Source organism: Actinoplanes sp. NPDC048988 (assembly GCF_043197815.1).
In the GTDB taxonomy this organism is placed as follows: domain Bacteria; phylum Actinomycetota; class Actinomycetes; order Mycobacteriales; family Micromonosporaceae; genus Actinoplanes.
This window is the reverse complement of sequence record NZ_JBICTW010000019.1, coordinates 84,655-97,380: the sequence shown is the minus strand read 5'-3', so window position 1 is coordinate 97,380 and position 12,726 is coordinate 84,655. Positions and strand designations below refer to the sequence as shown.

The window sequence follows — 12,726 nt, the reverse complement described above, 5'->3', positions numbered from 1 at the left end:
CTAGCTGGCATACGACTAGGGTAGTCATGAGACATCGAAGCGCCAATGGGCCGGCGGCTTTGAATTCGAACAGGGGTTCGGTGTGATGCAGGCGGGGTGGGCTGAGACGATGGTGGGGTGCTTGTTGCCTTTTCTGTGACGCCGATCGGCGTGGGTGAGTCCGTGGGTGACCTGGTCGCCGAAGCCGTGCGGGTCGTGCGGGCCTCGGGGCTGCCGAACCGGACCGATGCCATGTTCACCACCATCGAGGGTGAGTGGGACGAGTGCATGGCCGTGGTCAAGCAGGCCGTCGAGGCCGTCGGGGCCAAGGGCGGCCGGGTCAGCCTGTCGCTCAAGGCCGACATCCGGCCCGGCGTGACCGACGGCCTGACCTCCAAGGTGGCCTACATCGAGAAGGTTCTGTCCGAGTGAAGCGCCTCGTCATGTGGGACATCGACTACACGCTGCTGCGCGGCGGCGGGGTGGCCGCCACTGCCTGGAAGGCCGCCTTCACCGAGCTCACCGGCGTTCCGTGGCGGGAGACGCCGATCTTCGGTGGGCGCACCGACATGGACATCTGCGCCGAGGTCTTCGCCACTCACGGGGTCACCGACTGCACGCCCGAGCGGTTCTTCCTGCGCTATGTCGAGAACGTCCAGAACACGAAGCATCTCTTCGCGGTGCAGGGTGAGCTGATGCCCGGCGTACGGGAGGTCCTGGCCCGTCTCGAGGAGCGGCCCGGCGTCGTGCAGACGCTGGTCACCGGCAACGTTCCCGAGGTCGCGCGGGCCAAGGTGGCCGCCTTCGAGCTGAGCGCGGCCTTCGACGACGAGGTCGGCGGTTACGGCACCGACGACTCCGTGCGGGCCACCCTGGTGCGGCGAAGCCTGGAGCGGGCCGAGGCCAAGTACGGCGAGCGTTTCCGGGCCGTGGTCATCGGCGACACCGTCAACGACGTCACGGCCGCGCTGGCCAACGGCGCTTTCGCCGTGGCCGTGGCCACCGGCTCCACCCCGGCCGCCGAGCTGGTCGCGGCCGGCGCCCACGCCGTACTGCCGGATCTCTCCGACGTGGACGCCACCGTGGAGCTTCTTACGTCGGGCTGACCGGGTTGGGCAGGGCGCCACCGAAGCGGCGGTCGCGGCTGGCGTACAGCTCGCACGCGTACCAGAGGTGGCGCCGGTCGAAGTCGGGCCAGAGGGTGTCGAGGTAGACCATCTCGGCGTACGCCGACTGCCAGAGCAGGAAGTTCGACGTGCGCTGCTCGCCCGACGGGCGCAGGAAGAGGTCGACCTCGGGCACCTCGGGGTGGTAAAGGTATTTCCCGATCGTCTTCTCGTTCACCTTGTCCGGATCGAGCCGGCCCGCCGCCACGTCGCGGGCGATCGCGGCCGCCGCGTCGGCGATCTCGGCCTGGCCGCCGTAGTTCACGCAGAACTGCAGGGTGAGCGTCTTGTTCTTCTTCGACATCTCCTGCGCCGTCTCCAGCTCGGAGATCACGCTTTTCCAGAGCCGGCCCCGGCGGCCCGACCACACGACGCGGACGCCGAGGTCGACCAGCTGGTCACGGCGGCGGCGGATCACGTCGCGGTTGAAGCCCATCAGGAAGCGCACCTCCTCGGGCGAGCGCTTCCAGTTCTCGGTCGAGAAGGCGTACGCCGAAAGGTAGGGGATGCCGAGCTCGATGGCGCCCTCGATGGTGTCGAACAGCGAGTACTCACCCTGCTCGTGGCCCTTGGTGCGGGACAGTCCGCGCTCCTTGGCCCAGCGGCCGTTGCCGTCCATGACGATCGCGACGTGCTTGGGCAGCGCCGCCTTGGGCAGCGCGGGCGGCGTCACGCCGGAGATGTGCGGGGTGGGTGGACGCGGCGTCATGCGGTGGGACTCTCCCGTCGATCGACCAGCGGGAGCGAGCGCAGCGCCCGCTCCATGTGCCATTGCAGGTGGGCGGCGACCAGGCCGCTGCACTCGCGGCGCACACCGGCCTCGGCGGCGTCCGCGATGGTCCAGTCGCCGACCGTCAGGGCGGACATCAGCCCCAATGTGGCCGGACTCGGGTGGGCGGCGCCGGGCGGACGGCAATCGGGGCAGACCGCTCCGCCCGCGGGGACGGAGAACGCCGCGTGCTGCCCGGGCGTACCGCAGACCGCGCACTCGGCCACGGCCGGCGCCCAGCCCGCCACGGCCATGCCGCGCAGCAGGTAGGCGTCGAGGACCAGACTGCCCGCGTGCTCGCCGACGGCCAGCGCCTTGAGCGCGCCGAGCGTGAGCTGGAACAGGCGCAGCGACGGCTCGCGCTCGACCGGGGTGAGCCGCTCCGCCGTCTCGGCGATCGCGCTGGCCGCCGTGTAACGCGGGTAGTCGCCCAGGAACTGTTTGCCGTAGAGCGCGACCGCCTCGACCTGGCTCACCGAGTGCAGCGCGCTGCCCACGCCCTCGGGCGAGCCGGCGAGCTGAAGGTCGATGTGACCGAACGGCTCGAGCCGCGCCCCGAACCGCGACGTCGTGCGCCGCACGCCCCGGGCGACCGCGCGCAGGCGGCCGTGCCGGCGGGTCAGCAGCGTGATGATCCGGTCGCTCTCGCCCAGTTTCTGCACACGCAGGACCACCGCGTCGTCGCGGTAGAGGTGGCGGCGATATCCGGTGGGCACGACAGCCATTCTGCCCGGTGGGTACGACAGACCCTGACCCGGATCTCAGGGTCATCTCCGGGAGGGCTCCGATGGTGCCACCGGGTCACCGGGCCATAGCGTCACCATCATGACCACCACCTGGGCCCGGCGCACCGGGATCCTCGTCCTCATCGGCGCAGCTACGGCCGCCCTGACCGCGTGCGGCGGGGTCGTCGGGGCCACCCTGACCTACAACGACGTCGAAAAGGCGAAGATCACCGAGATCCGCCTGTCCGGTGGTGCCGGGGACGTGTCGATCACCACGGGGTCCGTGACCGAGACCACGATCAAGCGCGTGATCCGCAACAGCTCCGACCCGGGCGACTCGTACCGGCTCGACGGTTCGGTCCTGCTGCTCGACACCTCGTGCGGTGCCGACTGCTCGGTGTCGTACGAGGTCGAGGCCCCGGCCGGGGTGACCGTGCGCGGCGACCTGCGCTCCGGTGACGTCAACCTGACCGGCATCGGCGCCACCGACCTCAAGCTGACCTCGGGCGACATCAACGTGCACGAGCCCGCGGGACCGGTGCTCATCAGAGCGACCTCGGGTGACGTACGGGTCCTGAACGCCAAGGACAAGGTCACCGTCCAGTCCACCTCGGGCGACGTCAACGTGCTGGACGCGGCGGGCGCGCTCGACCTCAGGATCACCTCGGGCGACATCAACGCCTCGCTGACCACCCCGGCCTCGGTCAAGGCCCAGACCACCAGCGGCGACGTGCAGGTGCGGGTGCCACAGGGCGCGTACAAGATCACCTCGCACACCGGCTCCGGCGACGACGAGATCCAGGGGCTCACGAGCGACCCGGCGGCCAAGAACACGCTCGATCTGCGCACCTCCAGTGGTGACGCGCTGCTGGTCGCGACGCCATGATCGGAGCATGAGCTTCTATCTCCCGCTGGGCGACGACGAGTTCCGGCCCACCAAGGCGACCGAGAGCCCCTGGGACACCGAGATGCAGCACGGTGGCCCGCCGGCCGCCCTGCTGGGCCGGCTGCTCAGCGTCGACGGTCAGCGCCTGGCCCGCATCTCGGTGGACTTCCTGGGACCGATCCCCCGCCGCGACTTCCGGGTCGAGGTGTCCCCTCTCAAGCCGGGCCGCCTCACCACGCTCAACGAGGCGAAACTGACGATTGACGGCCGTACGGCGGTGATCGCGCGCGCCTGGCACATCGCCCCCGGCCCCCAGCCACCCGTGATCACGGAGACCACGACGGCCGACCCGCTGCCGGCCACCGCCGGCGTCTTCTTCCCGGAGAAGCCGGACTGGGGGTACGGCCAGGCCATCGAGTGGCGCGCCACCGACCGGACGCGCATCTGGACCAGGGTCGAACAGCCCCTGATCGACAGCACCGAACTCACCGGCCAGGACCGGGCCCTGATCATCGCCGACTCGGCCAACGGTGTCTCCGCGGTGCTGCCGCTGGACAAGTGGCTGTCCATCCCGCCCACCATGAGCACCGCCCTGCTGCGCGAACCCGTCGGCGAGTGGGTCCACCTGTCCTGCCGAACCGCCCTGAGCGACGACGGTCTGGGCTTGTGCACGGGCGAGCTGTACGACGCCGACGGCGCCATCGGCCAGGTCACCCAGCCCCTGGTGGTCCGCGCCCGCTGAAACCCGCGGTCAGTCGGCCGATCGCGGGGCGGGCCCGGTGACGGCCAGATCGGTGAAGGCGGGCGCCGGCGAGACCGGGACCGCGCGGGGACGGCGGCCCGGGATCAGGGCCGGGCGGCGGCCCGCCGAGCAGTCCTCGACCCAGCCGAGGGCCATCACCACCAGCGCCAGCAGGGCCGTGACCACGATCAGGCGCCACGAGATGCCGACCCAGCCGAAGATCGGCAGGCCGGTCGCGTTGGCCAGCCGCACCACCAGCAGGATCAGCGGCACGTGCCAGAGGTAGACGGTGAGGGCCCGGGCGTTGAGCACGGTGAGCACCCGCCACGACGGGATGCGCGGGTTCACACTGAGCGCGATCAGGATGAACGCGGTCGACCAGAGCGCGTTGGCCAGCGGGATGTCGTTGAGGTCGAGCCCGCGCGGCCCCGGGTGGGTCAGCGCCCAGGCCGCGCCGGCGGCGCCCAGCACGCCGGCCAGCCACCACCGGTGCCGGTGGAGCAGGCCGTCACGGGACAGCAGGCCGTCGTGGTGGGCGAAGCCCAGGAGCCACGCACTGCCGTACAAGCAAAGGTCCCGCACGATCGCCGGCGGCGTCAGCCCGGCGAAAGTGATCACCGCCAGCCCCAGGTAGGGAGCGATGATCGTGGGAAGCGGAAAGCGCCGGAACAGCGGCAGGGCGAGCGGTGACAGCAGCACGAACCACAGGAAGTCCCGCAGGTACCACATCGCGGCCAGGCCCTCGAGCCAGAAGCCGGTGGCCGGCGGGTCCTCGACCGGGAAGGCCCAGAGCAGCACCTTCCAGTCCCAGGCCATCCCGCCGATCAGCATGAACGGGACGGCGACGCCCACCAGCACCCAGAGCGCGGGCAGCAGGCGCTGCAGCCGCCGCTCGACCGCCCAGGGGCCGTAACGGTCCAGGGAGGCCGCCATCATGCTCCCGGCCAGGGCGAACATGACCGACATGGCCGGGAAGACGATCGTCAGGGCCGCCCAGCCGCTGGAGTGGTAGATCACCACCCGGACGGTTGCCACGGCACGCAAAAGATCCAGGTACCGATTCCGCATAGGGCATGTTGTTACCCAATTCCGGACCAGAGCCGCAAATCAGCGTGAGTTATCCCATAATCGAAAGATTGTCCTATTTAAGATCAAAAACCGAGCTTTCGGAGCTGGCGCGGATCCCGCTGCCACTCCTTCGCCACCCGCACATGAAGATCGAGATAGACCCGGGTGCCGAGCAGATTCTCGATTTCCGTACGGGCCTGACTGCCGACGTCCTTGAGGCGGGTTCCCCGCGAGCCGATGACGATCGACTTCTGGCTGTCCCGCTCCACGTACAGATCCGCGTAGATCTTGGTGACGCCGTTCTCCACCATCATCTCCTCGACCAGCACGGCGATGGAGTGCGGCAGTTCGTCGCGAACGCCCTCGAGCGCCGCCTCACGGATCAGCTCGGCGATCAGCACCTGCTCCGGCTCATCGGTCAGTACATCGTCCGGGTAGAGCTGCGGCGACTCCGGCAGGTGCTTGACCAGCACGTCCACCAGCGTCTGCACCTGATGCCCGGACACCGCGCTGACCGGCACGACCTCCGCGAAGTCGTACAGCTCACTCACCGCGAGCAGATGCTTGGCCAAGGTGGCCGGATCAACCAGGTCGACCTTGGTCACCACCGCGATGATCGTCGCTTTCAGCTCGGCCATCTCGGCCGAGATGAACCGGTCGCCGCGCCCCACCGGCTCATCGGCCGGGAAGCAGACGCCGATCACGTCGACCTCGCTCCACACCTCGCGCACGAGATCGTTCAGCCGCTCCCCGAGCAGCGTCCGCGGCCGATGCAGACCGGGCGTGTCCACCAGCACGAGCTGCGCGTTCTCCCGGTGCATGATGCCCCGAATGACGTGCCGGGTCGTCTGCGGCTTGTTCGACGTGATAGCGATCTTCTGCCCGATGATCGCGTTCGTCAGCGTGCTCTTGCCGGCATTGGGCCGCCCGACAAAGCACGCGAACCCGGCCCGGTAAACGTCATCGGCCACTTCGATCCGCGACGCTTCCTGATGCCGGTGCCGCTTCTTCCGCGGCTCACGCACATCCTCCCGACGCTCACTCGGAGCGACGATCGCCGGCGCTTCGGAGACACGCGGCGCCAGATTGGCCCCACGAGGCTTCCGCGGCTTCCGGACCTTCGCTTCCCCGCCAAGAGTCACATCGCGCGGCCGCACATCGGCGACCCCAGGCGCACCCGCACCCCGGCGGCCGGCGCCACCCCGCTGCCCAGCCCCGGCTGGACCGCCCACAGGGCCACGCTGACCCGTTGCGCGACGCTGCCCATCGCCGGGCCCGTCCACGCCCCGGCCCGCGCCACCGCGCCGCCCCGCATCCGGGCCACCAGCACTCAGGCTCACGCCATCACGCCGCCCCGCATCCGGTCCGTCAGCACCCAGGCTCGCGCCACCGCGCCGCCCCGCATCCGGTCCATCAGCACCCAGGCTCGCGCCACCGCGCCGCCCCGCATCCGGTCCATCAGCACCCAGGCTCGCGCCACCGCGCCGCCCCGACCCGAGTCCGCCCGAGTCCCGCCCGGAACCGCCACGCTCACCGGCACCGCCACGCTGGCCCGCAGCCGGGCCGGCCGCACTCCGGCTCGAGTCACCGCCCCGCCCCGAACCCAGACCGTCCGCATCCCGGCCGGCAGCGCCACGCTGACCCGCGCTCGAGCCGACCGCACCTCGGCCCACGCCGCCGCCACGCTGACCCGCGCCCGAGCCGACCAGGCCCCGGCCCACGCCGCCGCCACGTTGACCCGCGCCCGCGCCCGTGCCGGGCGCACCGCCGCCGCGCTGACCGGCGCCGCGATTCGTCCCGGAACCGCCGACTTTGTCCGTCCGACGGGCGGCGCGGCGCTCCTGCCGGCGAAGCTCGTTCCGCTCCCCCGCCGTCAGCCGCCGCTCACCATCGGCCCCGACCCGAGTACCAGCAGCCCCGGACCGCGGGCCATCGGAGCCGGACCGCTTACCGTCAGCCCCAGACCGCGCGCCATCGGATCCGGACCGCTTACCGTCAGCCCCAGACCGCGCGCCATCGGATCCGGAGCGCTTACCGTCAGCCCCAGACCGCGCGCCATCGGAGCCGGACCGCTTACCGTCGGCACCGGAACGCTTGCCCTCCACGGCTCGGCCGCCACCGGTCGGCCGGTTGCCGCCGGTGGAGCGGCTGCTGCGGGGCGATTCTTCGTTCCGGCCGGCCGCGTCCGGGCGCTCGCGTGCGTCGCTCATGCCGTGACCGTGCCGTGGACGGTGCCGGTCGGGTTCGCCACGTGGATCGGGGCCGACGGCGCCAGGTCGCGGACCGCCGCCCGGCCCGCCTCTTCCAGGCCGACCGCCGAAGTCACCACCGCCGCCGCCTCGATCTTCGTCGCGCCCGAGGCAACTGCCGACGCCACCGCGAGCTGGAGCGCGCTGATCGCCAGGGACGGCAGCGCGACGGTGGCCGCCGCGTACGTACGGCCGTCCTGGTCCCGTACCGCCGCGCCCTCAGCCGCACCCACCCGGGCCCGGGCCGAACGCGCCAGCGTGACCAGTTTGTTGTCCTCGGCGCTCAAAGCGAAAGTGTCAGGCATCCGCGGTTTGTCTTTCCTCGTCCTCGGAGTCGGCAGGCGACTCGGCTCCCTCGTCGTCCGGCTGTTCCGGTTCCACTCGGCGCACCAGCACCGAGTCGATCCGGTTGCGCCGGCCGGTTGTTCCCTCGGCGACCAGGTGCAGGCCGCCCACGTCGACTGTCGCGCCCGGGATGGGCACCCGGCCCAGCGCCTGGGCCAGCAGCCCACCGACCGTCTCGACCTCGTCGGCCGGCAGCTCCACCCCGTAGATCTCGCCGAGATCCTCGATCGGCAGCCGGGCCGTCACCCGCACCGCGCCGTCGGGCAGGTGCTCGACCGGCGGGCGCTCGACGTCGTACTCGTCGGTGATCTCGCCGACGATCTCCTCGAGGATGTCCTCGATCGTGACCAGCCCGGCCGTGCCACCGTACTCGTCCACCACGATCACCAGGTGGGTGCGGGCCGCCTGCATCTCCGACAGCAGGTCGTCGACCGGTTTCGACTCGGGCACGAAGGTCGCCGGGCGCATCAGGTCGGCCACCGCGTCGCCCGTCGAACCCGACTGCGTACGGCGGATCACGTCTTTCAGGTAGAGCAGGCCGAGCACGTCGTCGACGCTCTCGCCGATCACCGGGATGCGCGAGAAGCCGGAGCGCAGGAAGAGGTAGAGCGCCTGCTGGAGGGTCTTCGAGCCCTCGATCCACACCATCTCGGTGCGGGGCACCATCACCTCGCGGGCGATCGTGTCGCCCAGCGTGAAGACCGAGTGGATCATCTCGCGTTCACCGTGCTCGACGACGCCGCGCTGCTCGGCCAGATCGACCAGTTCCCGCAGCTCCACCTGGCTGCCGAACGGTCCCTCGGGGAAGCCCTTGCCCGGCGTCACCGCGTTACCGATGAGGATCAGCAGCGAGGCCAGCGGGTTCAGCACCTTGCCCAGCCACCGCACGAGCGGCGCCGCCGCGCGGCCCACCGCGTACGCGTGCTGGCGCCCCACCGTGCGCGGGGCCACCCCGACCACGACGAAGCTCACCACGGTCATCGTGCCCGCGGTGACCAGGGCCGCCGTCCAGCCGATGCCCCAGCTGTCCACCGCGACCAGCGCGACCAGCGTGGTCGCGGTCAGCTCGCACAGCAGGCGCAGCAGGAGCAGCAGGTTGAGGTGGCGGACGACGTCGGAGGCGACGGCGGCCAGCGCTCCGGCGCCCCGCTCGCCCTCGCGGGCCATCTCGCCCGCGCGGGCCGGCGACACCGAGCCGAGCGCCGCGTCGGCCATCGAGGCGAGGCCGGCCAGCAGCACCAGCAGCACCGCGAAAATGATCAGTTGCAGGTCCGGCAGGCCGGCCGAAGCCTCGGCCGCGCCTGCCGCGAATAGATTGGCGGGGTCCACGGCGCGTCAGCCGGTCTTCCGGCTGGCCCGCCAGCTTTGCAGCAGGCGGTTCTGGAGCCCGAACATCTCGCGCTCCTCCTCCGGCTCCGCGTGGTCGTAACCGAGCAGGTGCAGCGCGCCGTGCACGGTCAGCAGGTGCAACTCGTCGGCGGCGGAGTGCCCGGCCGCGGCGGCCTGTTTGGCGGCCACCTCGGGGGCCAGCACGATGTCGCCGAGCAGCGCCGGCTCACCCGTGCCGGCCTCGCCGGGCCCGTGGTCGACGCTGCCCTCGTCCATCGGGAAGGCGAGAACGTCGGTGGGCCCGTCACCACCCATCCAGCGATGGTTCAGCTCGGCCATGTATTCGATGTCGACGAGCAGGATCGACAGCTCCGCGAGCGGGTTGACCCCCATCTCGTCGAGCGCGTACCGGGCCACCGCGAGGATCGCGTCGGTGTCGACCTCGACTCCCGACTCGTTGGCGATCTCGATGGACATAGTGGTGCGTTTACCCCTTGAATCAGCGCCGTCGCCCGGACCGGCCGCCGCTGGCGGCCCGTCCCGGCACGGCGTGGACGGATTGAGTTGAGCTCTGTTCCTGCTCGGCGTCGTACCTCGCGTACGCGTCGACGATCTCCGCCACCAGCCGGTGCCGGACCACGTCGGAGCTGGACAGCTCGGCGAAGTGCACGTCCTCGACACTCTGCAGGATCTCGCGCACGACCTTGAGACCACTGGTGGTCCCACCCGGCAGGTCCACCTGCGTGACGTCACCGGTAACGACGATCTTGGCACCGAACCCGAGCCGGGTCAGGAACATCTTCATCTGCTCGGGCGTCGTGTTCTGCGCCTCGTCCAGAATGATGAACGCGTCGTTGAGGGTCCGGCCACGCATGTACGCCAGCGGGGCGACCTCGATCGTGCCCGCGGCCATCAGGCGCGGGATCGCCTCGGGGTCGAGCATGTCGTGCAGGGCGTCGTAGAGCGGGCGCAGGTACGGGTCGATCTTCTCGTTCAGGGTGCCGGGCAGGAAGCCCAGGCGCTCGCCGGCCTCGACGGCCGGGCGGGTCAGGATGAGGCGGCTGACCTGCTTGGCCAGCAGCGCCTGCACGGCCTTGGCCATCGCCAGATACGTCTTACCGGTACCGGCGGGGCCGATGCCGAAGACGATCGTGTTCTCGTCGATGGCGTCGACGTAGCGTTTCTGGCCCAGCGTCTTGGGACGGATGGTCTTGCCGCGGCGGGACAGGATGTTGAGGGTGAGCACCTCGGCCGGGCGCTCGGCGGTCTCGTCCTCCAGCATCGCCGCGGTGCGGCGCACCGAGTCGACCGAGAGCGTCTCGCCTTTCTCGATGAGCTCGATGAGCTCGGAGAAGAGGCGTTCCGCGGTGGCGTTCTCGGCGGGATCACCGGTGATGGTGATCTCGTTGCCGCGGACGTGGACGTCGCTGGCGAGAGTTCGCTCGATGAGCCGCAGGATCTCGTCCTTGGCACCCAGGAGGTTCACCATGATCTTCGGGTCGGCGACCGAGATCTTGGTTTGCACCCGCGCTGAGCTGCTGGAGCCTGCGCTGGAAGGGTTCGGCGTACCGGTCATAGGGCGGCCTGGAAGGCCTCCGCCACCTGCTCTCGTTCTCGGCGTCACCCAAACCTGGGCGGCGTGCTTCGAAGGAAGAGTGCCATCGTATCCGCTCGGCCGCCCGGACGCCGATGCCATTATCGCCGGACGGCCTGCGTCCTTATCAGGAAAAAACCCCGTCGGAAGCCCGGCCTCCGTCGAAGCCCTCCTGAACGCGGGCGAACCGGTAGGTGGCCCAGTGCATCTTGACGACCTCGCCCGCGGCGGAGCGAGTCAGGCGCAGGAGTTCCCCGGCCTCGCGCCCGGAAACCGTCCGGAGCACGTCGGGCTGCCCGGGCAGCGGCTCGAAGATCGCCGGCGGCGTGTCGGCCGGCGCCTCGGCCGAGCGGGCCTGCAGGGCCCCGTCGTGCCAGGAGAAGATGAACTGCGAGCCCTCGCCCCACCACGGCCCGAGGATCGAGCGGTACTCGGGCGGGGCCGGCGGCGCCGCGCGCCAGGGCCGGATGTCGGCCGGGTCGAGCTCGACCGCGAGGCGCAGCAGTTCCGGCACCAGGTCGTTGATCTCGCCGGCGGTGCCGGAGGAGCCGAGCACGGCGGCGGCCAGGCCGGCCGGGACGCCGTTGCCGCGACGGCCGTAGGCGCCGGCCAGGAAGCCGGGCATGGCGCCGTCGTGACCGACGTCGACCACGCGCTTGGGGTGCGGGATGAGGATGAGCCCGAGGCCCCAGCCGGCGCTCCAGAGCGTCTCGTTCGTGGTGGTGGCCGGGAAGCGCATCTCCTCGAGCGTGGCCGCGGCCAGCACCTTGCCGTCGGGGTCGATGAGCTCGGGGTGGGCCAGGAACGAGGCCCAGGTCGCCATGTCGCTCGCGGTGCTCCAGAGCTGGGCGGCCGGGGCGACCCCGCCGAGGTCGGTCCGCGGTTCGGGCCGGGCGGCGTCGGAGTACGCGTCGACCACGAAGCCGACAGCGGCCTGCGCGGGCGGTTCGAGGGTGGTGGCGGTGAGCCGCAGCGGGTCGAGGATCCGCTCCTGGAGCACGGCCGCCCAGGTGCTGTCGCGCAGCTTGGCCACGAGCTGGCCGAGGACGGCGAAGCCGAGGTTGGAGTAGTGGAAGCGGCGGGCGTTGGGCAGTACCCGCTCGGCCCGGTCGAGTTCGGCGATCAGGCCGGCGTCGTCGGGGGCGGCCAGGGTGTCCCAGACGTCGCCGTACGGTTCGCGCTGGAACCCGGACGTGTGCGAGAGCAGCCGCCGGACGGTGGCGTCGCCGTGCGCCGGCACGTCGAGGTGCTTCGCGATCGGGTCGTCGAGGTCGAGCAGCCCTTCGTCGCGGCACTGGAGCACCAGCACGGCGGTGAACGTCTTGGTGATCGACCCGATCCGGAACCGGGTGTCGGGGGTCAGGGGCCGGCCCGGGGTGCCGGAGTCGCCCACGGTGAAGACCCACGGCTCGCGGTCGGCCCGGTGCAGGGCGACCGACAGGGCGGGCACCCGGCCCTGGGCCTGCGCCTGGCGGGCGGCCCGCTCGTACCGCTCCTCGGCGCTCATCGGGGCGCCAGCATGGGACCGAGCGGCTCGCCGCCGAGAACGTGGCCGTGGACGTGGAACACTTCCTGCCCGGCGTACGCACCTGTGTTGAAGAGCAACCGGAATCCGTCCGTGAGAAGCCCCTCGGCCTCGGCCACCGCGGCGGCCGTGCTCAGCAGATCGGCCGAGACGGCCGGATCCGCCCGCGCGAGGGTGACCACGTCCGGGTGATGGCTTTTCGGGATGACCAGCACGTGCACGGGCGCCTTGGGGTCGATGTCGCGGAAGGCGAGGGTGGTGTCGGTCTCGTGCACGACCGTCGCAGGGATCTCCCCCGCGACGATGCGGCAGAACAGGCAGTCGGTGTCCACCTCGCAGATCTTAAGCT

16 protein-coding genes are annotated in these 12,726 nt (G+C 71.1%); 4 read left to right on the top strand and 12 right to left on the bottom strand.

Annotated elements, in window-relative coordinates; translation table 11 throughout:
* The first annotated feature begins 117 nt into the window (after positions 1 to 117).
* Positions 118 to 411: an MTH1187 family thiamine-binding protein gene (locus ACGFJ7_RS39365; protein WP_097320239.1), complete on the top strand. Its 294-nt coding sequence runs from the start codon at positions 118 to 120 to the stop codon at positions 409 to 411.
* On the top strand, positions 408 to 1,085 hold the full coding sequence (locus ACGFJ7_RS39360) for an HAD family hydrolase (RefSeq protein ID WP_360251914.1): 678 nt from the start codon (positions 408 to 410) through the stop codon (positions 1,083 to 1,085). The genes ACGFJ7_RS39365 and ACGFJ7_RS39360 overlap by 4 nt, the downstream gene beginning before the upstream one ends.
* Here the strand turns inward: ACGFJ7_RS39360 and ACGFJ7_RS39355 are convergent.
* Both ACGFJ7_RS39355 and recO read right to left on the bottom strand, forming a co-directional pair.
* The gene (locus ACGFJ7_RS39355) at positions 1,072 to 1,854 is read right to left on the bottom strand and encodes an isoprenyl transferase (protein WP_360251911.1); all 783 of its coding nucleotides are present in this window, start codon (positions 1,852 to 1,854) and stop codon (positions 1,072 to 1,074) included. The two genes, ACGFJ7_RS39360 and ACGFJ7_RS39355, sit on opposite strands and share 14 nt — an antisense overlap.
* Positions 1,851 to 2,639: a DNA repair protein RecO gene (gene recO, locus ACGFJ7_RS39350; protein ID WP_360251908.1), complete on the bottom strand. Its 789-nt coding sequence runs from the start codon at positions 2,637 to 2,639 to the stop codon at positions 1,851 to 1,853. The genes ACGFJ7_RS39355 and recO overlap by 4 nt, the downstream gene beginning before the upstream one ends.
* Positions 2,640 to 2,739: 100 nt before the next feature.
* Between recO and ACGFJ7_RS39345 the strand changes: the two genes are divergently transcribed.
* Together ACGFJ7_RS39345 and ACGFJ7_RS39340 are read left to right on the top strand one after the other, a co-directional pair.
* Positions 2,740 to 3,525 (top strand): DUF4097 family beta strand repeat-containing protein, encoded by a 786-nt coding sequence (locus ACGFJ7_RS39345; RefSeq protein WP_392647004.1) that lies wholly within the window; start codon positions 2,740 to 2,742, stop codon positions 3,523 to 3,525.
* A 7-nt stretch (positions 3,526 to 3,532) separates the two neighbouring features.
* Positions 3,533 to 4,267, top strand: a complete 735-nt coding sequence (locus ACGFJ7_RS39340) for a thioesterase family protein (protein ID WP_392647003.1) — start codon at positions 3,533 to 3,535, stop codon at positions 4,265 to 4,267.
* A gap of 9 nt (positions 4,268 to 4,276) precedes the next feature.
* Here ACGFJ7_RS39340 and ACGFJ7_RS39335 read toward each other — a convergent pair whose 3' ends face one another.
* The 10 genes from ACGFJ7_RS39335 to ACGFJ7_RS39290 all read right to left on the bottom strand — a co-directional run bounded on the left by ACGFJ7_RS39335 (position 4,277) and on the right by ACGFJ7_RS39290 (position 12,709).
* Positions 4,277 to 5,335: an acyltransferase gene (locus ACGFJ7_RS39335; RefSeq protein ID WP_360251899.1), complete on the bottom strand. Its 1,059-nt coding sequence runs from the start codon at positions 5,333 to 5,335 to the stop codon at positions 4,277 to 4,279.
* 83 nt (positions 5,336 to 5,418) lie between these two features.
* Complete coding sequence (era, locus tag ACGFJ7_RS39330) at positions 5,419 to 6,312, bottom strand: GTPase Era (RefSeq protein ID WP_360253131.1); 894 nt, start codon at positions 6,310 to 6,312, stop codon at positions 5,419 to 5,421.
* 161 nt (positions 6,313 to 6,473) lie between these two features.
* The gene (locus ACGFJ7_RS39325; protein ID WP_392647103.1) at positions 6,474 to 6,659 is read right to left on the bottom strand and encodes a hypothetical protein; all 186 of its coding nucleotides are present in this window, start codon (positions 6,657 to 6,659) and stop codon (positions 6,474 to 6,476) included.
* A gap of 12 nt (positions 6,660 to 6,671) precedes the next feature.
* Positions 6,672 to 7,100, bottom strand: a complete 429-nt coding sequence (locus tag ACGFJ7_RS39320; RefSeq protein WP_392647001.1) for a hypothetical protein — start codon at positions 7,098 to 7,100, stop codon at positions 6,672 to 6,674.
* 441 nt (positions 7,101 to 7,541) lie between these two features.
* The gene (locus ACGFJ7_RS39315) at positions 7,542 to 7,889 is read right to left on the bottom strand and encodes a cytidine deaminase (RefSeq protein WP_392646999.1); all 348 of its coding nucleotides are present in this window, start codon (positions 7,887 to 7,889) and stop codon (positions 7,542 to 7,544) included.
* Positions 7,882 to 9,198: a hemolysin family protein gene (locus tag ACGFJ7_RS39310; protein ID WP_392647098.1), complete on the bottom strand. Its 1,317-nt coding sequence runs from the start codon at positions 9,196 to 9,198 to the stop codon at positions 7,882 to 7,884. Before ACGFJ7_RS39310 ends, ACGFJ7_RS39315 begins: the two co-directional genes overlap by 8 nt.
* A gap of 66 nt (positions 9,199 to 9,264) precedes the next feature.
* On the bottom strand, positions 9,265 to 9,735 hold the full coding sequence (ybeY, locus tag ACGFJ7_RS39305; protein WP_360251887.1) for an rRNA maturation RNase YbeY: 471 nt from the start codon (positions 9,733 to 9,735) through the stop codon (positions 9,265 to 9,267).
* A gap of 22 nt (positions 9,736 to 9,757) precedes the next feature.
* On the bottom strand, positions 9,758 to 10,834 hold the full coding sequence (locus ACGFJ7_RS39300) for a PhoH family protein (protein WP_392646997.1): 1,077 nt from the start codon (positions 10,832 to 10,834) through the stop codon (positions 9,758 to 9,760).
* Positions 10,835 to 10,979: 145 nt separating this feature from the next.
* Positions 10,980 to 12,359 (bottom strand): serine hydrolase domain-containing protein, encoded by a 1,380-nt coding sequence (locus tag ACGFJ7_RS39295; protein ID WP_392646995.1) that lies wholly within the window; start codon positions 12,357 to 12,359, stop codon positions 10,980 to 10,982.
* On the bottom strand, positions 12,356 to 12,709 hold the full coding sequence (locus ACGFJ7_RS39290; RefSeq protein ID WP_360251878.1) for a histidine triad nucleotide-binding protein: 354 nt from the start codon (positions 12,707 to 12,709) through the stop codon (positions 12,356 to 12,358). The genes ACGFJ7_RS39295 and ACGFJ7_RS39290 overlap by 4 nt, the downstream gene beginning before the upstream one ends.
* Between the last annotated feature and the right edge of the window lie 17 nt (positions 12,710 to 12,726).

Bases quoted from the DNA above. Each gene is read 5' to 3' on its own strand.
- ACGFJ7_RS39355 (WP_360251911.1), bottom strand. From the start codon at position 1,854: ATGACGCCGCGTCCACCCACCCCGCACATCTCCGGCGTGACGCCGCCC.
- recO (WP_360251908.1), bottom strand. From the start codon at position 2,639: ATGGCTGTCGTGCCCACCGGATATCGCCGCCACCTCTACCGCGACGAC.
- ACGFJ7_RS39345 (WP_392647004.1), top strand. From the start codon at position 2,740: ATGACCACCACCTGGGCCCGGCGCACCGGGATCCTCGTCCTCATCGGC.
- ACGFJ7_RS39340 (WP_392647003.1), top strand. From the start codon at position 3,533: ATGAGCTTCTATCTCCCGCTGGGCGACGACGAGTTCCGGCCCACCAAG.
- ACGFJ7_RS39335 (WP_360251899.1), bottom strand. From the start codon at position 5,335: ATGCGGAATCGGTACCTGGATCTTTTGCGTGCCGTGGCAACCGTCCGG.
- ACGFJ7_RS39315 (WP_392646999.1), bottom strand. From the start codon at position 7,889: ATGCCTGACACTTTCGCTTTGAGCGCCGAGGACAACAAACTGGTCACG.
- ybeY (WP_360251887.1), bottom strand. From the start codon at position 9,735: ATGTCCATCGAGATCGCCAACGAGTCGGGAGTCGAGGTCGACACCGAC.
- ACGFJ7_RS39300 (WP_392646997.1), bottom strand. From the start codon at position 10,834: ATGACCGGTACGCCGAACCCTTCCAGCGCAGGCTCCAGCAGCTCAGCG.
- ACGFJ7_RS39295 (WP_392646995.1), bottom strand. From the start codon at position 12,359: ATGAGCGCCGAGGAGCGGTACGAGCGGGCCGCCCGCCAGGCGCAGGCC.